This is a genomic window from Confluentibacter lentus, from assembly GCF_002806995.1.
GTDB classification, from domain to species: domain Bacteria; phylum Bacteroidota; class Bacteroidia; order Flavobacteriales; family Flavobacteriaceae; genus Confluentibacter; species Confluentibacter lentus.
The window spans coordinates 295,259-320,538 of sequence record NZ_NIHE01000001.1; the positions used below are offsets into that span (position 1 = coordinate 295,259).

Genomic DNA, 25,280 nt, shown 5'->3' on the forward strand with positions numbered 1-25,280 from the left:
GCAGTCAAACAATTAACAACAGATAATAACAACCGAAACCATTTTTTATAAATTTTCCTTTGGGAATAATAAAAATGCATATATATTTGCATCCGCTTTGGCGAGGTACCTTAGCTCAGTTGGTAGAGCAAAGGACTGAAAATCCTTGTGTCCCTGGTTCGATTCCTGGAGGTACCACAAAAAAATCCCGAAACTTCATTGTTTCGGGATTTTTTGTTTTATAACGACACTTCTAATATCCGAGATTTCTTTTCGGCTCTAAGTTTCACGTAATCAATTGCTGCTGGCAACAAAATGGTTTCTCCTTTATTTAAACTGAAAGTCACATTTGCATATTCTAAAACCGCATCGCCTTCCACACACATATATATAATAAAAGAATCTAAGTGTGAATAATCCATTTTCATCTCGCCCTCTATTTCAATAATATTGGTTTTAAAATAAGGGGAATGCACCAATTTGCAAGACTTATTCAATTCAGCCTTATAGTTGGTTTTATAAGTATTGTGAAAATTATAATCAATGGCATCTACGGCTAAAGCGGTATGCAATTCTCTTGTTTCACCTGTTTTAGCATCCACTCTATTGTAGTCGTAAATTCTATAAGTGATGTTGGAAGTTTGCTGTATTTCAGCCAACAACACACCTGCACCAATAGCATGAACACGCCCTGTTGGTATGTAAAAAGCATCGCCCTTAGCTACTTTTTCAATATTCAAAATATCGGTTACCGTCGAATTGTCCACATGTGCCACATAATCTTCTTTAGTAACATCTTTATTAAAACCTACAATTATTTCAGCAGCTTCATCAGCTTGCATAATGTACCACATTTCATTTTTACCAAAAGAATTATGGCGCTCCTTAGCCAGTTCGTTACTTGGATGTACTTGAATGGATAAAGGTGTTTTAGCATCTAAAAATTTAATCAGTAACGGAAACTCATCACCAAACGCCTCATAAACTTTGCCGCCAACAAATGCTTCTTTATAAGCTTTTATTAAATCCCTTAAGGTTTTACCTTCTAAAACCCCACCAGAAACTTTTGTTTCATTATCTTCAACATCCGAGATTTCCCAAGACTCTCCAATAAAATCTTCATCATACTCTTTATTAAGCACGGTTTTCAACTTATCTCCTCCCCAAATACGATAGGTGTAAATGGGTTGAAATTTTAAAGGATATAACTGTGAAGCATCTAATACCATAATGGAAACATTTAATTCATCTATTTAAAGGCACAAAAATACCATAGCCATCGGTGTAATCCTAATTAGATTAAAAATAATAACATTCCTTTATGTTAAGTCGTTTTGTTTTTTTCGACCTAAGCATTTAGATGTTTATCTTTAGAACAAAAAAAACACATCATGCAAAAAACCTATTACGACCCAGCTGATTTAAAAAAATTTGGTAAAATTTCTGAATGGAATGAAGAATTAGGCGCAAAATTTTTTGATTACTATGGAAAGGTATTTGAAGAAGGCGCACTTACCGAACGTGAAAAATCGTTGATTGCCTTGGCGGTTTCACATACCATTCAATGCCCTTATTGTATTGATGCTTATACAGGTGATGGATTACAACGTGGCATTACCAAGGAAGAAATGATGGAAGCCTTGCACGTCGCAGCTGCCATAAGAGGTGGTGCATCGTTGGTGCATGGTGTGCAAATGATGAATAAGGTGAATAAATTGGACGTTTGAGTTGAAGTGAGACAGAAGACGGAAGACCTATGACCGATGACCCCAACACCCTAGACCTAAGGCCCAATACCTGTTACCAAAACCCATTTCATGTTAAAATCGTTACATAAACGCCACAGCGAACTTGCTAATTCAAAAAGACAGTTAGAAATATTATCTAATGGTATTTTTAAAAGTGGTGACTTACCAACTTTTAAAAGTAAAATTTCAGAAACAAATCAGTTTCCGTTAAAAGCCAAAAAACTAGAAATCCTTCAAATAAATGTTGGTTATATGTGCAACCAAACCTGTTCGCATTGTCATGTTGATGCAGGGCCAGACCGTAAGGAAATCATGACTCGTGAAACCATGCAGCAAATTTTGGAAGTTATAAAACAAACTGGCGCTCATACTCTAGATTTAACTGGTGGTGCTCCAGAAATGAATCCTGATTTCAGATGGTTTGTGGAAGAGGCTAGTAAAGTTGGCGTCAAGGATTTTATTGTCCGTTCCAATCTTACCATCATTACAGCCAATAAAAAGTATTGTAATTTACCTGAATTTTTTAAAAAACACAACATACATGTGGTAAGTTCCATGCCACATTGGACCAAAGGAAAAACAGATAAACAGCGTGGCGATGGTGTCTTCAATAAATCTATAGAAGCTTTAAAAATGTTAAACGCTATTGGCTACGGCATGCCAAACAATCATTTAAAATTGGATTTAGTTTACAATCCTTCTGGGGCATTTTTGCCTGGAAATCAATCGTCACTAGAAAAAGATTTTAAAAAGGCTTTGAAAGAAGATTTTAATATCCAATTTCATAAGTTGTTTGCCCTTACCAATTTACCAATCAGTCGCTTTTTAGATTATTTGATTGCTTCCGATAATTACGAGGATTATATGTATGCCTTGGTAGAAGCTTATAATCCTATAGCTGTTGCTAACGTCATGTGCACCAACACCCTGTCTGTAAGTTGGGACGGCTATTTATACGATTGCGACTTTAACCAAATGCTGAATTTGCCTGTAAATAGTAAAGCAAAACATATTTCAGAATATAATGAAGCATTGTTGGAAGGACGAGACATTGTCATTTCCCAACATTGTTATGGATGTACCGCTGGTGCTGGAAGCAGTTGCCAAGGTAGCGTAGCCTAGTTAATAATTTCAAAAGAAACAACATGGGTATCTTAAGCAATAGCGATACTAGTGACAATCAAGACATGGTTTCCAATGCTCATTTCCCAACGTCTAAAAACGCGTTAATAATCTTTACCAGAAATCCAGAACTTGGTAAATGCAAAACAAGGCTTGCCGAAACCATTGGCGATGAAGCCGCATTAGAAATATACAAACAGTTACTAATACATACATCCGATGTTGCCAAAAGCATCACGACAGATAGATTTGTTTTTTATTCGGAGGCCATTCAAAAAAATGATATTTGGGATGAGGACATTTTTAGAAAAAAATTACAAATTGAAGGTGATTTAGGCGAAAAAATGGAACATGCTTTTTTAGATTTATTTCAAATGGGTTTTGAAAAAGTAGTCATTATTGGCAGCGATTTATTCGATTTGAAACCACTTCATATCAATTCAGCGTACCAAAATTTAAACAGCAATGAAGTTGTTATAGGCCCCGCAAAAGATGGCGGCTATTATTTATTGGGATTATCTAAAATGAATGCCGCTCTTTTTAGAAACAAATCATGGAGCACTTCCAATTTATTGGAAGAAACTTTAAGTGAATTAAGAGAAAACAACATCAAATTCACTACTTTAGAAACCTTAAACGACATTGATACTTATGACGATTTGATTACTTCAAATCATAACAAAAAGCACCATAATTAATGATTAAAGACATTCAAGAAACCGTAGATTATTTACACGGCAAAGGTTTTGAAAATCCAGAAATTGGTATCATTCTCGGTACTGGTCTGGGGCAATTGGTCAATGAATTAGACATATTAAAAGAAGCCAGTTATAATCACATTCCAAACTTTCCGACCGCTACTGTTGAATTTCATAAAGGGAAACTCATTTATGGCATATTGGAAGGTAAAAAAGTGATTGTCATGCAAGGGCGTTTTCATTTTTACGAAGGCTATTCGTTACAAGATGTGACGTATCCTGTACGTATCATGGAAAAATTGGGCATAAAAACCTTATTGGTTTCCAATGCGGCTGGTGCCATCAATCTTAATTTTAAAAAAGGCGAACTCATGCTCATTGAAGACCACATCAATCTTCAAGGAAACTCCCCTTTGGCTTTTAAAGGTGTTGAACATTTAGGCGAACGTTTTGCTGATATGAGCGCGCCGTATGATGCCGACATCAATTCGAAATTCAAAAACATTGCCAAAGCACATAATATCAGATTGCACGAAGGTGTTTATGCCAGTGTGGTTGGGCCCCAATTGGAAACCCGCGCCGAATACCGCATGTTAAAAATTTTAGGCGCTGATGCCGTTGGCATGAGTACCGTTCCAGAAATTATTGTCGCCAACCATTTAAAATTAAGAGTCGCTGCCGTTTCTGTTTTAACGGATGAATGTGACCCCAATAATCTAAAACCAGTGAATATTTCAGAAATCATTGCCATGGCAGAAAAAGCAGAGCCAGATATGATTACACTTTTTAAGGAATTGATTAAAATATTATAACGTCATTTTATTCCTCGCAATGACACAATAACATAAAATGAGCTATCTAGAAACAACCCATAATCTATATAAAGAAGCAGCCTTAAAACCAGATGTTGGCCTTTGCTGTACCACAAACCCCATCTGGGAATTACCGGGATTAAAAATTCCGAAAATCATGCAAGAGATGAATTATGGTTGTGGTAGCACCGTGCATGCTCGCGATTTAACCAACAACCCAAAAATGCTCTACGTAGGTGTTGGCGGTGGTATGGAATTATTACAATTCGCTTACTTCAATCGACAAAAAGGAGGCGTTGTTGGTATAGATGTGGTTGATGAAATGCTCGAGGCTTCCCGTAAAAATTTTTTGGAAGCAGAAACTGTAAATCCATGGTTTAAAAGTGAATTCGTGACACTTAAAAAAGGCGATGCCATGAATCTTCCTGTGGAAGATAATAGCATTGATGTCGCTGCACAAAATTGTTTGTTCAATATTTTTAAAGCTGAGGATTTAAAACAAGCCATTGCCGAAATGTATCGTGTTTTAAAACCGCATGGCAAACTCGTTATGAGCGACCCAACTTGTGAACAACCCATGAATAATGAACTAAGAAATGACGACAGACTTCGTGCTTTATGCTTAAGTGGTAGTTTACCAATAGTTGACTATATAAAAATGCTGACCGACGCTGGTTTTGGCACCATTGAAATCAGGGCCAGAAAACCATATCGAATTTTAGACCCCAAACATTATGCAACAGACGAACTGATTTACATAGAATCCATTGAAGTAGCCGCCATAAAAGACCCCATGCCTGCTGATGGCCCTTGTGTTTTTACTGGCAAAGCTGCCATTTATTATGGAGATAATCCGTTTTTGGATGATAAAAAAGGACATATATTATTAAAAAATCAACCGCTGGCTATTTGCGACAAAACGGCTCAAGCCCTTAAAGATTTAAATAGAGACGATATTTTTATAAGTGAATCTACCTATCATTATGATGGTGGCGGGTGTTGTTAGACGATAATCGCTATTAATTTATTCAATGGAAAAATACATCGACATCATAAAAAATGCCTATTCTGGTTACTGGAATTATCTCAAACATGAGTTGATTTCCATTAACCATTGGGATAATTATTTTTATGGGTTAATTGTTATTTCGCTAGTGGTTTGGCTCCTTGAAATTTTCTTTCCTTGGCGTAAAGACCAAGCTGTTTTCAGGAAAGATTTTTGGTTAGACACCTTTTACATGTTCTTCAATTTCTTTTTACTTAACCTTATCGTCCTTATTGCGCTTTCAAATACGGCTGAAGCTATTTTTAACGATGTTCTAAAAACCGTCGGGTTATCACTTTCAAGTTTTCAATTAGTTGATTCCAACAACTTACCAACATGGCTAGGTTTGTTTATTTTTTTTGTGGTGAACGATTTTGTACAATGGAACACCCATCGTCTACTGCACCGTGTGCCTTTTTTATGGAATTTTCACAAAGTGCATCACAGCGTTAAAGAAATGGGATTTGCTGCCCACTTACGTTACCATTGGATGGAACCGGTAGTTTACAATTCGTTGCGTTATATTCCCCTTGCTATTATTGGCGGATTCAACGCGCAAGATGTGGCCATTGTCCATTTTTTTAATATCGCCATCGGACATTTAAATCACGCTAATTTGGGTTGGAATTACGGTATTTTTAAATACATTTTCAACAATCCAAAAATGCATATTTGGCACCATGCTAAAGAACTTCCAAAACATGCTAAATATGGTGTTAATTACGGACTCACCTTAAGTATTTGGGATTACCTTTTTAAAACCAGCCATGTGCCTTATGATGGTCGTGACATTGAACTAGGTTTTAATGGTGATGAGGATTTTCCAAAAGATTTTATGAATCAGGAACTCTATCCACTAAACAAAAAGTAATGCAAAAAACAGTTGCCATACTCATTTTTATCACTTTAGGTTTTTCGCTTCAAGCTCAAAATGTGGACCATTCTGAATGGACTTCCATTTTAAAAAAATACGTGTCTGAAAATGGCCAAGTCGATTATAAAAATCTTAAAAAAGATAGAAAGCTTCTAACGGACTATATATCACACTTAGATAAAAATACACCAAAAGATAATTGGGAAAAAGAAGATAAATTAGCCTATTGGATCAATGCTTATAATGCCTTGACAGTAGATTTAATTCTTCAAAACTACCCAATAAAAAGCATCAAAGACATTAAAAATCCTTGGGAGCAACGCTTATGGAAATTAGGAAACACATGGTATAATCTAGATGAGATTGAACATGACATTTTAAGAAAAATGAACGAACCTAGAATTCATTTCGCCATAGTTTGCGCCTCTTATTCTTGTCCGAAATTACAAAACGAAGCCTTTGTTGCTTCAAAATTGGACATTCAATTAACAACAGCTACCAAAACATTTTTAGCTGACAAAAATAGAAACGAACTCTCTGAAAACAGTTTAAAAATTTCAAAAATATTTGATTGGTTTTCTAAAGATTTTAAACAAAATGGCACTGTGATTGATTTTATAAATCAATATTCAGATATTAACATTTCAAAAACCGCCAAAGTAAATTATAAAGATTATAATTGGGCATTAAATGATTAAATCAATTGTCATTCCTGCGTAGGCAGGAATCCACTTGGTGTTAGTTAGATTTAAAAGATTCCTGCTTTCGCAGCAATGACAGCTGATGAACTATAAAATATCAATCATTATCCCCATCCTAAACGAAGCAGAAACTATAGGAAATCTGATAAATTTTCTTTCTGTCAATTCAACAGAAGAAAACATATCGGAAATCATTGTAGTGGATGGCGGAAGTACGGATGGTTCCCAACATATAGTCAATAATTTTGTCACTTCGAGTGATTCTGAACGTAGTGAAGAATTGTATCGAGAAGCCACTAAAAAAGGTCTCGATACTTTTTTGAAAAACAAAAACACTCGACCTGACATTTTCCTTTTAAATTCCGAAAAAGGTCGTGCCAAACAAATGAATTTGGGTGCAAAAAATGCCTCAGGAAACATCCTTTATTTTTTGCATGCCGATTCATTTCCACCTAAAGATTTCGACCAATTCATTATTGAAAAAATAGAAAAAGGACATCAAGCTGGTTGTTTTAGAATGCAATTTGATAGCAATCATTGGTGGTTAAAACTGGCTGGTTGGTTTACGCAATTCAATTGGAAAATATGCCGTGGTGGCGACCAAAGCCTGTTTATTACTAAAGAACTTTTCAATGATTTGGGCGGTTACAATGAAACTTATATTATCTGTGAAGATTATATCCTGATAAACAAATTATATGAGAGAACCCCGTTTACGGTTATCAATAAGAAACTGAAAACCTCAGCAAGATTATATGAAAAACATGGCGTTTTTAAACTACAATATCACTTTTGGGTCATTCATGTGAAAAAATGGTTTGGTGCAAATGCTGAAACACTTTACAAATATTATAAAAAACATATTTGCTAACTTTTATTTCTACCCATTTCGTTTGGGTATAACGTCTTTACTACATCACTCTGAAAAAATGCTTTGGTATCGATATTCATTCCCGTAAGTTTTCCGTAAAATGTAGCACCTGTATCTACATTCCAAACATTGGCAGCATGCATGGGTTCGTAAGAATTAAAATTGATGGTTGGGGTATGACCTATGAAAATTTCGCTGTAATGTTTCAATCGGTTGGGGTATAATTCGGAATGGACTTCTATATTTTTATCCAATGCCAAAGCCATTTCCCAAAGTGTCCGGTCAAAATAAAACGTCTCTCTAAAAACTTCTTTTTCTACACCATGCATGGATGTAAAACCAGCATGAATGAATAGCCTGTTTTTATCATCTATATAATAAAGTGGCATGTTTTGAAAAAATTGAAAATGCTGCTCTTTGTCTTCTTTAGAAAAACCCGTGTAACTTTCCATAGTTTCTTTGCCGCCGTGAATATACCAAGTGGGGTTAACGTAATCTGATTTCAACCATTCCTCGCACCAAACATCATGGTTTCCTTTAATAAAAATGCAATTTATTTTTTCTGAAAGTTCTATTAAAAATTGAATGACTTGAGCCGATTCGCTCCAACCATCTACATAATCTCCTAAAAAAATAAGTGTGTCTTCATCTTGTATTTCCAGCATATTCAATACCTGAATCAAAGCTTTAAATCCGCCATGAATATCTCCAATAACAAATGTTCGCATAATCTCTTTTTTACAAAACTAAGAGATATTGCCCAAAATGATAAATACAGAGATTAAGTTTATATTAAAAAGGAAATGTTATAAACTCAATATTTGGAATACCAATCCCTTAAAATAGCTTGAGCTGGTTTGTTTTGCGGTGAAAATTGAGAAGCATCTTCGCCTCCAGTACGTTCAGCATCATGAAACCATTTCCAGACAAAGCCACCAGCAAACCAGTCTTCATTCCAGAAAGTTTCCAAAAGTGCTTGCGTGGCATTCTTTTGAGCTTCAAAATTTACAACGGTCATATCCCTATCGCTTCGCCATGGCTGTTTTCCAGAAAAATCGACACTTCTATAACCATATTCGGTGAATAAAATAGGCTTGTTGTATTTTTTAGAAAATGCGTGAATGGTGTCTTTATGTTGCACCCAGCCTAATTTGCAAGCTTCAACGGTTGGTGTTTTTAAATCGCTCACTGGAAAATAAGCATCAATGCCAATATAATCCAATTGGTCCCAAAAAGGCGTTCTATCATATTCATTCCAATTGGCGGCATACGTTAATTTTCCTTTGTATATTTTTTTAATCTCAGTTATCAACTGTTTCCAATACTCTGGACGGTGATCAATAAAACCCTCCAATTCGGTGCCAATACAAAAAATATCGGCATGAACTTCTTCGGCTACCGAGGCAAAATCTAAAATATAGTCGGCATATGATTGTTCCAATAGTAACCAATCTTCTTCTTTTTCCATTTTAATCAAGCCTGTAAATGTACCTCTAGCCACCCAAATTTGAGGTTTCAGCATAATTTTTATACCACGTGCTTTCAAGCTTTCAATGTATTGCTTGACACCTCTTTTAGATTCTCCAAACCATTGATTATTTCTGTTGTAATGAATCTCTGGGTTATCAATATTTCTAATAAAAGCAAAAGGCATGATGGAGGCATAATTAGCATGAATATTCACCACGGGGTCTATATGCGTGGCGTTGATAGTATCTCTGGAAGACACAAAACTAACTCCATTGATTTTTTCTGGCTTGGCGGGAGCCATCGCGCAAGCACTCAATAAAAAAATGGCAAACAGCCCAAAAAATTTTCTCATACCTAAAATTTAATGTTTAAATTTAAACAAAATGAATTTATAACATAAGTTTTTAACAAACCCATCGACAAACCTTCTACTAATCACATTTCATGGAACACGTTGTTATTATTGGTAATGGTATTTCTGGCGTGACGGCAGCCCGACATATTAGAAAACGTTCCAATAAAAAAATCACCATCATTTCAGCTGAATCTGAGTACTTCTTTTCCAGAACCGCATTGATGTATGTGTATATGGGACACATGAAATTCGAGCATACCAAACCTTACGAAGATTGGTTTTGGAGTAAAAATCGGATTGACATCAAAAACGGCTTTGTAGAAACCATTGAAACAGCGACCAAAACCCTTCATTTTTCGGATGGAGAAACACTTCAATACGACAAATTAATCATTGCAACTGGGAGCAAATCCAATAAATTTGGATGGCAAGGTCAAAATTTAAAAGGGGTGCAAGGACTTTACAGCAAACAAGATTTAGAAAATTTAGAAGTGCATGCACCAAACAACACCATTTGCAAACGTGCGGTGATTGTTGGCGGTGGTTTGATTGGCATTGAATTGGCTGAAATGCTCAATTCCAGAAATATTCCTGTGACGTTTTTAGTCCGTGAAAGTAGTTTTTGGAACAGCGTGTTACCTGATGGCGAAAGCCAAATGATCAACAGACATATTAAAAATCATCATATTGATTTACGATTATCTTCTAATCTAAAGGAGATTGTTTCTGATGAACAGGGCAAAGTAAAATCCGTAATTATTGAAGAGACTGGCGAAGAAATTTCCTGTGATTTTGTGGGTTTAGCAGCGGGTGTTTCACCAAACATCGATTTTATTAAAGAGTCTGATATCGAAACCAATAAAGGTATTTTAGTGAATCGGTTTTTAGAAACTAATATCCCCGATGTGTATGCCATTGGCGATTGTGCCGAACAACGTGAAGCCATCGGCAATAGAAAATCTATCGAAGCCGTTTGGTACACGGGACGGATGATGGGTGAAGTTGTGGCACAAACTATTTGCGGACATAAAATACCTTATAATCCCGGACATTGGTTCAATTCTGCTAAATTTTTTGATATTGAATATCAAACCTACGGTTGGGTTCATGGCTCCAAAACAAAACCAGATGATGAGGCACATTTCCATTGGAAACATGAGGACAACACCAAATGCATTACCATCGCTTTTAATAAAAACACCAATGATTTTTTGGGTATCAATACTTTTGGCATCAGAATGCGTCACGAAGTTTTTGATAAGTGGTTGACGGAAAAACGAGCTCTGGATTATGTTATTAATCATTTACCGGAGGCTAATTTCGACCCAGAATTTTACAAACATTATGAGCAAGGCATTCAAAAGGCCTATAAAACCCAATTACAAACTGTATGAGCGATAATCTAAAACAAAGCATGTCTTTAGCAAAACCAGATGCTCAAGACCTTTCCGTAAAACAAAAAATAGCACTGGCTATTGGTTTTACTGGATGTTTCATTTTAGTGCTTGCGCTTTTTAATACCCATTTTTCGAATAAAAGCTTGTTTTTAACCCTTTCCATGGTATTGATTACTATTGGTACCATTATTTTTTCCAATGATGCGTATTTGAACACCTCCAAAGGCATAAAAAATGACGGTGTTTGGTTTAAATCCATTTCATCACGAGGTGTTTTAGGGTGGCTTACGGGGATATTCTTAACGTTATTTTATATCGTACTTTATTTTTATCCACACTATTTGGGCTTAGCTTCTGATGGAGGAAATAACACTGGATTAATCGCGCTATTTGACCCATTAAGTCAATTATTAAGCGGAAGACCGGCAAGTCAATGGTTTGTTTATGGCACACTTTATACCGTTGCCATCCTGATTTTTGGTTACAAGTTCATGTTGAAATATCGCGATAATAAGTATGAGAAACTGCGAACCGTTTCTGTGATGTTTTTTCAATTGGCGTTCGCTTTTTTAATTCCTGAATTGATGTATCGCTTGAATTCAGATGTACCCTATTACGATTTAAAAAGTATTTGGCCTTTAAATTATTATAATTTTGAACGCTACCGAGTCAATCAATTTATAGATGCTGGCGATGTTGGTTTGGGCTTATTGATTTTCGGGATTGTTTCCATCTTAATAATTACCCCAATTCTCACTTATAAATACGGAAAACGTTGGTATTGCTCTTGGGTTTGCGGCTGTGGTGCCCTGGCAGAAACGGTTGGCGACCCTTTTAGACAATTAAGTGATAAACGTCAAATCGCTTGGAAAATAGAGCGTTGGGTAGTGCATAGCGTTTTAGTATTCGTGGTGTTGATGACAACGGCAGTAGTTTATTCGTATTTAGGTGAAGATTCCAGTAAATACTGGTTGACTAGAAAATTGTTTTTAGGCTTGGTAACGGCATTGTTAACACTCGTTTTTATTTTAACGATGGTTTTCAAACGTCATGAATTGGGCAAGGATGCCCGTTATGGCGCTATGGGTTATTTTGTAATCATCATATTTTTAATCGGACTGCATTATTTTAGTACCAACAATACTCTATTTTTGTTCAAATCCGAAACCTTAAGAACCACCTATGCGTTTTTAATCGGTTCTATTTTTTCTGGAGTTATTGGCACTGGTTTTTATCCGATTTTTGGAAGTCGGGTTTGGTGCCGATTTGGTTGCCCCATGGCAGCTATTTTAGGTTTTCAACAACGTATGTTTTCTAAATTTAGGATTACTACCAATGGCGGACAATGTATTTCTTGTGGCAATTGCTCCACCTATTGTGAAATGGGTATTGACGTACGTGCGTATGCTCAAAAAGGAGAAAATATTGTTAGAAGCAGTTGTGTCGGCTGTGGTATTTGCAGTGCGGTTTGCCCTAGAGGCGTACTGAAATTAGAGAACGATTCCATGAAAGGACGCATCAATCCAACGGAAATTTTATTGGGTAACGATGTGAATTTAATGGATTTGGTGAATCAGAAATAACTAGATTTTAAAATTAAATCCTTCTAAAACCTTTTCATCATACTTTACCTTATCAAACGTATATAAATACGCCCCTTTTTTTGATGCATTGGTATCCTTTTCGTCCAATCTAACCAATATACCAAAGGAGTTTATTTTATTGATAAAGTTTCGTTTATCTAATTTTTTATTGAGGATAGACTCGTATAATTTCTGTAATTGACGCATGGTGAATTTTGGAGGTAACAACTCAAAACCAATCGGTTTGCTTAAAGCCCTGCGTTTTAATCTGGCAATCGCTTTTTCAACCATTTTATTATGGTCAAAAATTAAATCAGGTGCTTTATCCAAACTAAACCACTGTGCCGAATGGTTTTGAATAAGTTCTTTATCATGCATCGCGATGTCAATTAAGGCATAATATGCCACAGATAAGGTTCGCGCCACAGGATCTCTATCCACTTTACTGAACGTGTAAAGCTGTTCCATGTAAATAGTTCTTAAACCTGTAAGGTCGTATAAAATCCGAATAGCAGCTTCATCTAAATTTTCTTCTTCTTTTAAAAAACCGCCCATTAAGGACCATTTTCCCAATTCTGGTTCAAAATCCCTTTTAATCAGTAAAATTTTTAATGCGCCTTTATCAAATCCGAAAATGATACAATCTACCGCTATTAAAATTTTATCTGTGTTGCTATAAATGTTAGATGGCATACCTTAATTTTTAATCCAATGTAATAAAAAAATTATTAAAAAGTGTTTTTTTTACACTTATATAATTTTATATTATATTTGTTCCTACTCAAAGATTTTTTTTAATGAAAAGTTATGTTATAGGATTAGATTACGGATCGGATTCAGTACGAGCCGTATTAATTGACTCAGAAAATGGAAAAGAAATAGCCTCAGAAGTACAGTGGTACTCCCGTTGGAAAAAAGGTGCATATTGTAATGCATCGATAAATCAGTTTAGACAACACCCTTTAGACCATATTGAAGGCTTGGAAACAACCATCAAATCAATAGTTTCTAAAAGTAAGGTAGATGCACAATTAATTAAAGCCATCTGTATTGACACCACTGGTTCTTCACCTGTTCCAATGACAGAAGATGGTACCCCACTGGCTTTAGTGAAAGGTTTTGAAGAAAACCCGAATGCCATGATGGTGTTGTGGAAAGACCATACGGCGATTGGTGAAGCCAATGAAATTAACGACTTAGCTGCTAATTGGGGCGGTGAGGATTTCACAAAATATGAAGGTGGTATTTACTCGTCTGAATGGTTTTGGGCAAAAATATTGCATGTCATCCGTGAAGATGAAGCCGTTAAAAATGCGGCGTTCACTTGGATGGAACACTGCGATTTAATGACGTATTTGCTGATTGATAACAAGGATTTGAAATCCTTTAAAAGAAGCCGTTGTGCCGCTGGACATAAAGCCATGTGGCATGAAAGCTGGGGCGGTTTGCCTGATGATGCCTTTTTGAATCAGTTGAATCCTTACTTGGTAAAATTAAAAGGACGACTTTATAAAGACACTTACACTTCTGATGAAATTGCTGGGAATCTGAGTCAAGAATGGGCTGATAAATTAGGTTTATCAACCAATACAGTCGTTGCCGTTGGTACTTTTGATGCACATTCTGGAGCCGTTGGTGCGAAAATAGATGAAAACACCTTGGTTCGCGTTATGGGAACCTCCACCTGTGATATTATGGTGTCTCCAAAAGAAACCATTGGCACAAAAACCGTTCCTGGTATTTGTGGCCAAGTAGATGGTTCGGTCATTCCTGGACTGATTGGTTTAGAAGCTGGTCAATCTGCTTTTGGTGATGTATTGGCTTGGTTTAAAGATGTACTATATTGGCCCGTTGATAATTTGGTGTTAGCATCCAATATTTTAAGTGCTGAACAAAAAGCGGATTTAAAAGAAGAAATTGATGCCAACTTTATTAAAAGATTAAGTGAGCAAGCGGCGGCTATTCCGTTATCGGAAAGTATTCCAACCGCTTTAGATTGGATTAATGGTCGTAGAACCCCTGACGCTAATCAGGAACTTAAAGCAGCAATGTCTAATTTATCATTAGGCACCAGAGCCCCTCATATATTTAAAGCATTAATCAATGCGATTTGCTTTGGCTCTAAAAAAATTGTGGATAGATTTGAAGAAGAAGGTGTGCGTATCGATACCGTTATTGGTATTGGTGGTGTGGCTAGAAAATCGCCTTTCATCATGCAAACCTTGGCAAATGTTTTAAATAAACCGATTAAAGTGGCGGAATCTGATCAAGCACCCGCTTTGGGAGCAGCGATTTATGCAGCAGTAGCAGCAGGCATTTACCCGAACGTTATTGAAGCCAGTAAACACATGGGAAGCGATTTTGAAGCAGAATATTTACCTGAAAACGATAAAATTGAAGATTACAAAGTGCTTATGGATTCCTATTCAGAATTAAGTGCTTTTATTGAATCCGTAAACTAATATTAAACATGAGTTCAAAATATAAAGATTTAAAGCAAGAATGCTACGAAGCCAATATGCAATTGGACGCCTTAGGTTTGGTAGTCTATACTTTTGGAAATGTGAGTGCGGTTGATAGAAAAAATGGTGTTTTTGCCATCAAACCGAGTGGCGTGCCTTATGAGGTTTTAAAACCTGAAGACATTGTTATTTTAGATTTTGATAACAATATTATTGAAGGTACCATGCGACCTTCATCAGACACTAAAACACACTCCTATCTTTACAAACATTGGGAAGACATTGGTGGTATTGCGCATACGCATGCCACATATTCTTGTGCTTGGGCACAATCGCAATTAGATATTCCTATTTTTGGAACGACTCACGCCGATCATTTAACATCTGATATTCCTTGTGCGCCGCCGATGAGCGACGATTTAATTCAAGGAAATTACGAACATAATACGGGTATTCAAATTCTAGATTGTTTTAAAAACAAAGGCCTTTCTTATCAAGAAGTCGAAATGATTCTTATTGGAAACCATGGCCCTTTTGCTTGGGGAAAAAACGCTGCCAAAGCTGTATATAATAGTAAAGTGTTGGAAGTCGTTGCCGAAATGGCTTATTTAACCCGACAAATAAATCCGAATGCCCCAAGACTTAAAGATTCATTAATCAAAAAACATTATGAGCGTAAACACGGAAAAAATTCCTATTACGGTCAATAACTAACTATAATTCAAACTATTAAAAATGATAGATATATCTAAAAAAGAAATTTGGTTCGTCACAGGTAGTCAACATTTATACGGAGAAGAAACCTTAAAACAAGTCGCTTTAAATTCTCAAGAAATTGTTAAAGGCTTAAATGCGACGTCTCATATTCCAGTAAAAATTGTTTTTAAACCTACCGTAAAAACCCCTAGTGAAATCACTAATATTTGCCAAGAAGCAAATGCTGAAAAAAATTGTATTGGTTTAATAACTTGGATGCATACCTTCTCCCCTGCTAAAATGTGGATTAATGGTTTAACTATTTTGAACAAACCAATTTGCCATTTACACACACAATTTAATGCTGAAATTCCTTGGAAAACAATCGATATGGATTTTATGAATCTAAATCAGTCCGCTCACGGCGATAGGGAATTTGGATATATCATGTCTAGAATGCGCAAAAAACGTAAAGTGGTTGTTGGTCATTGGCAAAGCGAACGCGTTCAGAAAAAATTAGGAATTTGGTCTCGTGTGGTATTAGGCTGGGATGATTTACAGAATTTGAAAGTTGCTAGATTTGGAGACAACATGCGTGAAGTTGCAGTAACCGATGGCGATAAAGTAGAAGCACAAATTCGTTTTGGCATGTCTGTTAATGGTTATGATTCTTCAGATATTGTAAAGCATATCGATAAAGTTTCAGAAAGCGATTTAAACAAATTATTGGAGGTTTACGAGTCTTCATACGACTTAACACCATCACTTAAAAAAGGCGGCGACAAAAGACAATCTTTAGTGGAAGCTGCTAAAATAGAATTAGGATTGCGTTCCTTTTTAGATGAAGGTGGATTTAAAGCATTTACAGATACTTTTGAAAATTTAGGTGCCTTAAAACAATTACCAGGCATCGCTGCACAACGTTTAATGGCCGATGGTTACGGTTTTGCTGGAGAAGGCGATTGGAAAACAGCAGCTATGGTAAGAGCATTAAAAGTGATGAATTACGGCTTGGAAGGTGGCACGTCTTTTATGGAAGATTACACGTATCATTTCACACCTGAAAAATCATATGTATTAGGTTCTCACATGCTTGAAATTTGTCCGTCTATTACCGATGGAAAAACATCATGTGAAGTACATCCGTTAGGCATTGGCGGTAAAGAAGATCCTGTGAGATTGGTATTTAATTCGCCTGCTGGTGATGCTATCAACGTATCGTTAGTTGATATGGGCAACCGATTTAGATTGATTGTCAACGAAGTAGAAGCTGTAAAACCGATGGCAGATTTACCAAAACTTCCTGTTGCCAGAGTATTGTGGGATGCTAAACCCAATTTAGAAGTGGCAGCAACAGCTTGGATTTTGGCAGGTGGTGCACATCATACCGTTTACAGTCAAGCCATAACTACCGAATATATGGAAGATTTTGCCGATATTGCTGGTGTAGAATTATTGGTTATCGACAACAATACATCCGTAAGGGAATTTAAAGATAAAATCAATGCCAACGAAGCCTATTATAATATGTTTCAGCATCGTTTATAATTGTTTAACTAAAACACCACAAACAAATGAGTACATTAAAGCGTAGTTTTTATGTAGTAACCTTAGTAGGCTTTGCCTTATTAAGTATTCAATGTAAAAATGAAAAAAAAGCGGACACTAATATGACACCTGTCGAAGAAATGAAAAATTTAGTCACCATTACAAAAGAATCTTTTGGAACAACAACAGATAGCATTGCTGTAGATAAATTCATTTTAAAAAATGAAAAAGGCATGGAAATAAGTATCATTACTTATGGAGGCATCATCACATCTTGGACAGCACCAGATAAAAATGGAGAATACAAGGATATTGTTTTAGGTTTTGATAGTATACACAAATATCAAATGCCGGGTGTGCCGTATTTTGGAGCTTTAATTGGTAGATTCGGTAACAGAATTGCAAATGCTAAGTTTTCATTGGATGGCACTGAATACACGTTGGCTGCCAACGATGGTAAAAACCATTTACATGGTGGTGTTAAAGGATTTGACAAAGTGGTTTGGACTGCTGCAGAAGAATCAACAGACAGCACAGCATCTTTAGTTCTAACCTATTTAAGTAAAGATATGGAAGAAGGTTACCCAGGTAATTTAGAGACCAAAGTAACTTATACGCTTAGTAATGATAATACGCTAGATGTTGTTTACGAAGCTACCACCGATAAAAAAACTATCGTAAATCTGACCCAACATTCGTATTTTAATTTATCTGGTGATTTCTCTAAAACTATTTTAGATCATGAAATCACAATTAACTCAGATAAATTGGTTCCAGTTGATGCTACTTTGATTCCAACTGGACAATTAACTGATGTTACAAATACACCTTTTGATTTTAGACAAGCCAAAACTATTGGTAAAGATATTGGCGTAAAAGATGAACAGTTGAAAAGAGGTGGTGGTTACGATCATTGCTGGGTACTTAACAACCAAAATGAAGGCATGAGATTAGCTGCAACAGCTTACGACCCTACGAGCGGCAGATTATTAGAAATTGCTACTGATGAACCTGGCATTCAACTTTATACTGGTAATTTTTTAGATGGTACATTACCAAGTAAACAAGGTGGAACTTATGCTCACAGAACAGGTTTTTGTTTAGAAACACAACATTATCCAGATTCACCAAACCAAAAAGATTTCCCATCAGTTGTTTTAAGTCCGGGAGAAAATTACATGTCTAAAACTACTTTCAAATTTTCTGTAAAATAAAAAGAATTAAGGACGTATATTGCCGACTTTTATACTAACTAACCAATAAAATAAATAAATTATGGGAATTATATCTTTTGCTGCTTTCACTTTGCTAGTTGCTGTTATTGCATGGTGGTCTACTCGAAAAACTGATGAGAATACCTCAGACGGCTATTTTTTAGGAGGAAGAAGTTTAACTGGCCCTGTCATCGCTGGCTCTTTATTACTTACCAATCTATCAACCGAACAAATTGTAGGCATGAATGGTGTGTCATTTAGAGATGGTCTGCCCATTATGGCATATGAAGTTGTTGCTGCCATAGCTATGGTTTTTACAGCTTTTGTATTACTTCCCAAATACTTAAAAGTAGGTATAGCGACCATACCTCAATTTCTTGAAAAAAGATATGGTAAAACTACCAAAACTATAGTATCACTTTTATTTTTATTAGGATATGCCATCTCCATGCTTCCAACCGTTTTATATTCTGGGGCATTAGCTATAAATAGTATGTTTGATATTCCCCAAATGCTAGGAATGGAACCCATACCTGCGCTTTGGGTTACCGTTTGGGCTATTGGCATCATAGGCGGTATTTATGCTATTTTTGGAGGATTAAAAGCAGTTGCTGTGTCCGATTCCATTAATGCCATAGGTTTAATTATAGGTGGTTCTTTAATTCCTATTTTTGGATTGATGTATATTGGTGATGGTAATGTATTTACTGGATTGCATACATTAACTACTGCTTTACCTGAAAAGTTTGTTATTATTGGAGGCCCAGATTCTGATGTGCCTTTCTGGACATTGTTTACAGGTATGATTATAGTAAATTTTTATTATTGGGGAACTAATCAAGCGATTATACAAAGAGCGCTTGGTGCCAAAAACTTAAAAGAAGGTCAAAAGGGATTATTATTAGCCGCTTTTATTAAAATATTAGGACCTTTTATAGTGGTTCTACCAGGTATTATAGCTTTTTATATTTTTAATGGTGATATCCCGAATGCCGATGAGGCTTACCCCATGTTGGTAAAAAGAGTACTTCCAGCGGCCTTTATAGGTTTCTTTGCTGCTGTTCTTTTCGGAGCTATTTTGAGTTCTTTCAACAGTGCTTTGAATAGTTCTGTAACGTTGTTTGGACTTGATTTTTATAAAGAATACATTAATAAAGATGCTTCTGAAAGACAAACCGTAAAAGCGGGTAAAATATTCGGAGCTGTTTTAGGCATTTTCTCGATGGCCATTGCACCTTTGTTATATGGTGTAGAAGGTGGCGTTTTCACCTATCTTCAGGAATTAAATGGAACGCATAGTGTGCCGATTTTAGCCATTGTAATCGTTGGTATTTTTTCAAAGAGAGTTACCGGAAAGGCTGCCAATTTAGCTATTGTATTTAGTGCTGTTACTTATTTAATTACTTTATATGTGATTAAACCAGACATTAGCTTCTTGCATCTTATGGGTATCTTATTTGTTTTAACTATAGCACTGATGTACATTATTAGCTACTTCAAACCAAGAGAAACCGATTTCTTTGATGAATATACTAAGCAAGTAGATATTTCCCCTTGGAAATATTTAAAACCTGTTGGTTATGCTATTTGTGCTCTTGTTGTTTTACTTTATATATATCTTTCTTAGAAGATTATTTAATAAAATATTCGGCATAAAAAAGCCTTTAATTTTAAAATTAAAGGCTTTTTTATATTTTAAACTTATTCAGTTATAACTTAAAAATCCTATCTAAAAGAAGCCATTTTTCATCTTCACTAGCCATTGGGACTTTTTGCTGATAGTTCCACATAAGTGTTTCCCATTCCTGTACTTTAGGGTTATTGGCATCCATTTCTGCCTTTTTCTGGAATGAAAAAGTCTCGTTGACTTCCATAATCATAAACAACCTATTGCCGTTATTATAGATTTCCATATTAATTATTCCCGAATCTTTTATACTTTTTATGATTTCTGGCCATACCTTTTTATGATATGCTTTATATTCTGTTATTAGTTTTTCATCATCTTTCAAATCACAGAACAAATAATATTTTTTAGTTCCCATGGCTTTTAAATATATTCTTATATACCATCATACCATAATATCCAACAATTAAAAAACAAATGGATGGCAGCAAAAAAGAGAAATTAACTTCTGGAACTCCTAAAATAAGCGTATCGGTATAACCTATACCACCTATATCCAAGATCAATCCTTGTAACGTTGGCATCAGTGCACCACCAACAATAGCCATGACTAAAAAGGCGGCACCAAATTTAGCATCTTCACCCTGTCCTTCTAAAGCAATACCGTAAATTGTTGGGAACATGATAGACATAAAAAATGATATACCAACCAAGGCATATAATCCAATCATCCCAGTGACAAAAATAGTAACCATTGTACAAACCAAAGCACCTACTGAAAAATAAAACAACAATCTCCCACTATTAATATATTTCAACAAAGCAGTACCTATCCATCTACCAACTAGAAAAATAACTAAAGCCGCAATGCCATAAGAAACTGCCGATTGATTATCAATACCAATGGATTCAGCATATTGATATAAATAGGTCCAACACATAATTTGCGCCCCTACATAAAATGCCTGAGCAATAACCCCCCATACAAATTTTTTGGATTTAAATAATCTACCAATAGATTGCCCTATGTGAACCTTGGCTTCTTGATCTTTGTTTTGCGGCATTTTTATTAATGCTATTAACACGAAAAAGCCAATAACAACCAAACCTAATAACACATAAGGATTACGGATTATTTGTAAATCTGAGGTACGAACTGTTGCTTTTGCCGTTTCACTTAATGTTTCGTAAACGGAAGCTCCATCCGCATTTAAATCGTCCGATTGTAAAAATCCTAAGATGAATTTTTGTGCAATTATTAATCCGCCTAAAGCCCCTATTGGATTGAATGCCTGAGCCAGATTAAGACGTTGGGTAGCTGTTGCTTCGTCCCCCATGGACAATATGTATGGATTGGCCGTGGTTTCTAAAAATGCCAATCCGAATGTTAAAATGTACAACGCTGCCAAGAAAAAACCAAAGGCTTCAAATTTTGCAGCAGGATAAAATAGCAATGCACCAAAAGCATATAAAGCCAATCCTAACAAAACCCCTTTTTTATAAGAATATTTATTTACAAAAATAGCTGCTGGTAAAGCCATGGTAAAATAACCGCCATAAAAAGCCATTTGAACTAAGGATGCTTGAAAATTATCCAGTTCTAATACTTTTTTAAAAGCCGAAACCATGGGGTTGGTAATATCGTTAGCAAAACCCCAAAGTGCAAAAAGCGAGGTGATTAAAATAAACGGTAAAATAATAGATTTAGCAACAACGGGGATTTTGGTTGTTTTATTCATAGTAGTTTAGTTAGTTAATTGGTTTAGTGGTGTTGGTAACATTATTCTGTTAATAATGAACGGTCTAAATGGACATAGCCCCCATCAACAGTTATAAATTGTCCTGTGGTGTGTGATGACCTATCGGAAATGGCAAATAAACAAGTATCCGCTATTTCCTGTGGTGTGGTCATTCTATTTTCCAATGGAATTTTCTTGACAATGGCTTGTAATTTTTCTTGACCATTTTCCAAGGTTTTAATCCAGGTATCGTAGGCTGGTGTCCAACTTTCAGCAATAATGATGGCATTGACGCGAATGCTGTCTTTAATTAAATCTACCGCCCATTCCCTGGTGAGTCCTAAAATACCGCCTTTTGAAGCAGCGTATCCGGAGGTTCTCCCTTGTCCTGTAAGTGCTACTTTAGAACCTATGTTCAATATATTCCCTTTAGATTTTTTGATGTAAGGCAAACAATATTTCGTCATAGCAAAAAAGCTAACAAGGTTCAGTTGCAAGGAATCAATAAACTCCTGAATCGATGCATCTAATCCTGCGCCATCATTCACCCCAACGTTATTAATCAAGGCATCAATACGACCATATTTTTCTCCTATGATTTTTGCTGCCCTTTCAATCTCTTGTGGATTTTTCAAATCTGTTTTAACAAAAAGCGCATCAATACCTTTGTCTTTCAATTCTTTTTCATATCCATAACCACGATCGTTTCGACAAACAATGACCGGAATGGCACCCTCATTTGCCAAGGATTGTACAATCGTTTCACCTATACTACCTTTTATTCCTGCTGCGCCCGTTACAACGACTACTTTATCTTTTAAATATAAATCCATATCATTAGAGATTATAAAAATTTATGGCATTGGTTCCCATAATTTGTGCTTGTTCACTGGAACTTAATGTTGATATAAAATTTGTGACTAAACTCTTTACTTTTGAATAGTTTCCAGCCACCAAACATACGGGCCAATCGGAACCAAACATTAATCGTTCTGCACCAAAAGCTTCTAAAACCAATTCCATGTATGGCTTGATTTGTTCTGGTGTCCATAGCTTATAATCGGCTTCAGTAATCATTCCAGAAAGTTTGCAAGTCACATTTTCATACTTGGCAACTTCCTTCATTAAAGTAGCCCAACCATCATAAAAACCATCTTTGATATAGGGTTTTGCAATGTGGTCTATCACAAATTTCTGATTCGGAAATTGCTTTACAAACTCTAAAGTGGCACCAAGTTGGTGTGGAAAAATTAATATATCATAAGTGAAATTAAATTTTTTCAACAAGGACATACCTATTAAAAATTGAGGGCGAAGCAAAAAATTAGGGTCGGTTTCTCCTTGAACCACATGGCGAAATCCTTTGAGTTTTTTGTATTGAGAATAGGTTTCTAAAGTAGTTTCAATAGTACTGCTTCGTAAATCGACCCAACCTACAACGCCTTTAATAAAATCATGTTCTGAGGCTAATTTCAATAGAAAATCCGTTTCAGCGAGCGTTTGATCTGCTTGAACGGCAACACAGCCATCAATGCCATGTTCTTTATAAACGACTTCTAAATCTGAAGGCATAAAATCCTTCCGAATAACAGCCATATTATCATCTATCCATGCATGTTTTATAGGTTCGTAATACCAAAAATGTTGGTGACTATCTATAATCATTTTTCTTGATATGCTTTTACGTTTTGTCTTGAAACCCCTAATCCCTCAATGCCTAATTCCATAACATCGCCTGGTTTCAAATATAATGGAGGTTTTAAACCTAGTCCAACACCAAATGGCGTTCCTGTTGAAATCACATCGCCTGGAAGCAAAGTCATAAACTGACTGATATAACTAATGGACGTTTCAATATTAAATATAAAATCGGATGTAGAGCTATCTTGCATGGTTTTGCCGTTTAGTTTTAACCACAGATTCAAGTTATTTGGGTCTTTTATTTCGTCAGTTGTGGCCAAAAATGGCCCTAATGGCGCAAATGTATCGCATCCTTTTCCTTTACACCATTGCCCTTCTCTTTCAATCTGAAAAGCACGCTCACTAATATCGTTATGCAATACATATCCGGCAATATGATCTATCACCTCATCTTTTGAAATATAAGACGTTTTTTTGCCAATAACGACAGCCAACTCAACTTCCCAATCCGTTTTTTCACTTCCTTTTGGAATTATGACATCGTCATTTGGGCCAATGATTGCTGTAGTAGATTTGAAAAACAACACAGGTTCGTTTGGAACTTTCATACCAGCTTCGGCAGCGTGTTGCGCATAATTTAAACCAATACAAAGAAGTTTTGATGGTCGACAAACTGGTGAACCTAAACGCGTTTCCTCAGAAATTGATGGACATTTAATTTCATTATCCTTTAACCATTTTTTTAATCGCTCAATGCCATTAGTTTCAAAAAAAGTCTCATTATAATCTTCTCCAAAATTGGATACATCTATTTTAGTGCCATTCTCTAATTGAACGCCTGGTTTTTCCTTACCTACTTCTCCAAATCGTATTAATTTCATTTTTAGTTGTTTAATCGTTGATTCGTTTAATCGTTAATCGTATTATCCGTTTAATTTTATAAATCCACCATCAATTGGGAAATCAGTTCCCGTAATAAAAGAGGCTTCATCAGAACATAAATATAGTGCTAAATCTGCTACTTCCTGCGGAACGCCCATACGACCAATTGGTTGCGCTTTAGATAGTTTTTCAAACATCTCCGTTTCTTTACCGGGATAATTATTCTTTAAAAACCCATCCACAAAAGGCGTGTGAATTCTTGCTGGTGAAATAGAATTGCATCGAATACCGTAACCAATATAATCTTTTGCCACGGAATAGGTCATGGTAAGCGTGGCGCCTTTAGACATCGAATAAGCAAATCTATCCGAAACCGCCACCGAACCCGCAACCGATGCCATGTTTATAATAACCCCACCCTGTTTTTTCATATGAGGAATGGCACAAAATATACAGTTATAAACTCCTTTAACATTCACATTATAGACTTTATCGAAATCGGCTTCTAATGTTTTTTCTATATTTCCAATATGGGCGACCCCAGCACTATTTATTAAAATATGGATGCTGTGTTTTTCGGAAATTTTGTTGATGACCTTACTAACGTCTTCTTGATTTGCCACGTTACACGCATGAATTTCAGCTGAACCGCCATCTCTTTCAATGTCTTCTTTAGTGATGTTTCCATTATCGGCATTCAGTTCTAAAATATGCACATACGCACCTTGAGATGCCAAAGTTTTTGAAATCGCTTTGCCTATACCGCTGCCACCACCAGTAACTATAGCTGTTTTATTTTTTAGGCTAAACTTCATG

Annotated in this window: 25 protein-coding genes and 1 tRNA gene; 16 read left to right on the forward strand and 10 right to left on the reverse strand. The window is 35.8% G+C overall.

Features of this window, described 5'->3' with window-relative positions:
• The first annotated feature begins 104 nt into the window (after positions 1-104).
• Positions 105-177: transfer RNA gene (locus CDH50_RS01315), tRNA-Phe, on the forward strand.
• A gap of 41 nt (positions 178-218) precedes the next feature.
• Here the strand turns inward: CDH50_RS01315 and CDH50_RS01320 are convergent.
• A complete protein-coding gene (locus CDH50_RS01320) occupies positions 219-1,208 on the reverse strand; it encodes a type I phosphomannose isomerase catalytic subunit (protein WP_100610083.1) in 990 nt (329 codons plus the stop codon).
• A gap of 162 nt (positions 1,209-1,370) precedes the next feature.
• Between CDH50_RS01320 and CDH50_RS01325 the strand changes: the two genes are divergently transcribed.
• The 8 genes from CDH50_RS01325 to CDH50_RS01360 all read left to right on the forward strand — a co-directional run bounded on the left by CDH50_RS01325 (position 1,371) and on the right by CDH50_RS01360 (position 7,850).
• Positions 1,371-1,706: an arsenosugar biosynthesis-associated peroxidase-like protein gene (locus tag CDH50_RS01325; RefSeq protein WP_100610084.1), complete on the forward strand. Its 336-nt coding sequence runs from the start codon at positions 1,371-1,373 to the stop codon at positions 1,704-1,706.
• A gap of 90 nt (positions 1,707-1,796) precedes the next feature.
• Positions 1,797-2,849: an arsenosugar biosynthesis radical SAM (seleno)protein ArsS gene (gene arsS / locus CDH50_RS01330; RefSeq protein ID WP_100610085.1), complete on the forward strand. Its 1,053-nt coding sequence runs from the start codon at positions 1,797-1,799 to the stop codon at positions 2,847-2,849.
• A gap of 23 nt (positions 2,850-2,872) precedes the next feature.
• On the forward strand, positions 2,873-3,547 hold the full coding sequence (locus CDH50_RS01335) for a TIGR04282 family arsenosugar biosynthesis glycosyltransferase (protein ID WP_100610086.1): 675 nt from the start codon (positions 2,873-2,875) through the stop codon (positions 3,545-3,547).
• Positions 3,547-4,359: a purine-nucleoside phosphorylase gene (locus CDH50_RS01340; protein ID WP_100610087.1), complete on the forward strand. Its 813-nt coding sequence runs from the start codon at positions 3,547-3,549 to the stop codon at positions 4,357-4,359. Before CDH50_RS01335 ends, CDH50_RS01340 begins: the two co-directional genes overlap by 1 nt.
• Before the next feature lie 37 nt (positions 4,360-4,396).
• Positions 4,397-5,365, forward strand: coding sequence for an arsenosugar biosynthesis arsenite methyltransferase ArsM (gene arsM, locus CDH50_RS01345; RefSeq protein ID WP_100610088.1), 969 nt, complete (start codon positions 4,397-4,399; stop codon positions 5,363-5,365).
• Positions 5,366-5,390: 25 nt separating this feature from the next.
• Positions 5,391-6,275, forward strand: coding sequence for a sterol desaturase family protein (locus CDH50_RS01350; RefSeq protein ID WP_100610089.1), 885 nt, complete (start codon positions 5,391-5,393; stop codon positions 6,273-6,275).
• Positions 6,275-6,976, forward strand: coding sequence for a DUF547 domain-containing protein (locus tag CDH50_RS01355; protein ID WP_100610090.1), 702 nt, complete (start codon positions 6,275-6,277; stop codon positions 6,974-6,976). The genes CDH50_RS01350 and CDH50_RS01355 overlap by 1 nt, the downstream gene beginning before the upstream one ends.
• Before the next feature lie 85 nt (positions 6,977-7,061).
• A complete protein-coding gene (locus CDH50_RS01360; RefSeq protein WP_100610091.1) occupies positions 7,062-7,850 on the forward strand; it encodes a TIGR04283 family arsenosugar biosynthesis glycosyltransferase in 789 nt (262 codons plus the stop codon).
• Here CDH50_RS01360 and CDH50_RS01365 read toward each other — a convergent pair.
• The gene (locus CDH50_RS01365; protein WP_198513415.1) at positions 7,847-8,578 is read right to left on the reverse strand and encodes a metallophosphoesterase family protein; all 732 of its coding nucleotides are present in this window, start codon (positions 8,576-8,578) and stop codon (positions 7,847-7,849) included. The two genes, CDH50_RS01360 and CDH50_RS01365, sit on opposite strands and share 4 nt — an antisense overlap.
• An 86-nt stretch (positions 8,579-8,664) precedes the next feature.
• Positions 8,665-9,672 (reverse strand): glycoside hydrolase family 113, encoded by a 1,008-nt coding sequence (locus CDH50_RS01370; protein WP_232731934.1) that lies wholly within the window; start codon positions 9,670-9,672, stop codon positions 8,665-8,667.
• A gap of 92 nt (positions 9,673-9,764) precedes the next feature.
• On the opposite strand from CDH50_RS01370, the gene CDH50_RS01375 reads away from it, so the two are divergent.
• The gene (locus tag CDH50_RS01375; RefSeq protein WP_100610093.1) at positions 9,765-11,069 is read left to right on the forward strand and encodes an NAD(P)/FAD-dependent oxidoreductase; all 1,305 of its coding nucleotides are present in this window, start codon (positions 9,765-9,767) and stop codon (positions 11,067-11,069) included.
• Positions 11,066-12,655 (forward strand): 4Fe-4S binding protein, encoded by a 1,590-nt coding sequence (locus tag CDH50_RS01380; RefSeq protein ID WP_100610094.1) that lies wholly within the window; start codon positions 11,066-11,068, stop codon positions 12,653-12,655. Before CDH50_RS01375 ends, CDH50_RS01380 begins: the two co-directional genes overlap by 4 nt.
• Here CDH50_RS01380 and CDH50_RS01385 read toward each other — a convergent pair whose 3' ends face one another.
• Positions 12,656-13,348: an NUDIX hydrolase gene (locus CDH50_RS01385; protein ID WP_100610095.1), complete on the reverse strand. Its 693-nt coding sequence runs from the start codon at positions 13,346-13,348 to the stop codon at positions 12,656-12,658.
• 104 nt (positions 13,349-13,452) lie between these two features.
• Between CDH50_RS01385 and CDH50_RS01390 the strand changes: the two genes are divergently transcribed.
• The 5 genes from CDH50_RS01390 (at position 13,453) to CDH50_RS01410 (ending at position 20,202) form a co-directional block, all read left to right on the forward strand.
• Positions 13,453-15,117, forward strand: coding sequence for a ribulokinase (locus CDH50_RS01390; protein WP_100610096.1), 1,665 nt, complete (start codon positions 13,453-13,455; stop codon positions 15,115-15,117).
• Positions 15,118-15,125: 8 nt separating this feature from the next.
• A complete protein-coding gene (locus tag CDH50_RS01395; RefSeq protein WP_100610097.1) occupies positions 15,126-15,827 on the forward strand; it encodes an L-ribulose-5-phosphate 4-epimerase in 702 nt (233 codons plus the stop codon).
• A 25-nt stretch (positions 15,828-15,852) separates the two neighbouring features.
• Entirely contained in the window at positions 15,853-17,361 is a 1,509-nt protein-coding gene (gene araA / locus CDH50_RS01400) for an L-arabinose isomerase (RefSeq protein ID WP_100610098.1), read from the forward strand.
• 26 nt (positions 17,362-17,387) lie between these two features.
• Positions 17,388-18,575: an aldose epimerase family protein gene (locus CDH50_RS01405; RefSeq protein ID WP_100610099.1), complete on the forward strand. Its 1,188-nt coding sequence runs from the start codon at positions 17,388-17,390 to the stop codon at positions 18,573-18,575.
• Positions 18,576-18,636: 61 nt separating this feature from the next.
• A complete protein-coding gene (locus CDH50_RS01410; protein WP_100610100.1) occupies positions 18,637-20,202 on the forward strand; it encodes a solute:sodium symporter family transporter in 1,566 nt (521 codons plus the stop codon).
• Positions 20,203-20,284: 82 nt separating this feature from the next.
• On the opposite strand, the gene CDH50_RS01415 is transcribed toward CDH50_RS01410, so the two are convergent.
• From CDH50_RS01415 to CDH50_RS01440, 6 genes are read right to left on the reverse strand one after another with little or no spacing between them, the layout of a single operon-like run.
• Positions 20,285-20,620 (reverse strand): L-rhamnose mutarotase, encoded by a 336-nt coding sequence (locus tag CDH50_RS01415; protein WP_100610101.1) that lies wholly within the window; start codon positions 20,618-20,620, stop codon positions 20,285-20,287.
• Complete coding sequence (gene fucP / locus CDH50_RS01420) at positions 20,610-21,941, reverse strand: L-fucose:H+ symporter permease (protein ID WP_100610102.1); 1,332 nt, start codon at positions 21,939-21,941, stop codon at positions 20,610-20,612. Before fucP ends, CDH50_RS01415 begins: the two co-directional genes overlap by 11 nt.
• Before the next feature lie 41 nt (positions 21,942-21,982).
• A complete protein-coding gene (locus CDH50_RS01425; protein WP_100610103.1) occupies positions 21,983-22,774 on the reverse strand; it encodes an SDR family oxidoreductase in 792 nt (263 codons plus the stop codon).
• Positions 22,775-22,778: 4 nt separating this feature from the next.
• Positions 22,779-23,606, reverse strand: coding sequence for an amidohydrolase family protein (locus tag CDH50_RS01430; protein ID WP_100610104.1), 828 nt, complete (start codon positions 23,604-23,606; stop codon positions 22,779-22,781).
• Entirely contained in the window at positions 23,603-24,463 is an 861-nt protein-coding gene (locus tag CDH50_RS01435) for a fumarylacetoacetate hydrolase family protein (protein WP_100610105.1), read from the reverse strand. The genes CDH50_RS01430 and CDH50_RS01435 overlap by 4 nt, the downstream gene beginning before the upstream one ends.
• A gap of 42 nt (positions 24,464-24,505) precedes the next feature.
• Positions 24,506-25,279 carry an SDR family NAD(P)-dependent oxidoreductase gene (locus CDH50_RS01440; RefSeq protein WP_100610568.1) on the reverse strand — a complete coding sequence of 258 codons (774 nt, stop codon included), beginning with the start codon at positions 25,277-25,279 and terminating at the stop codon, positions 24,506-24,508.
• Position 25,280 lies beyond the last annotated feature (1 nt).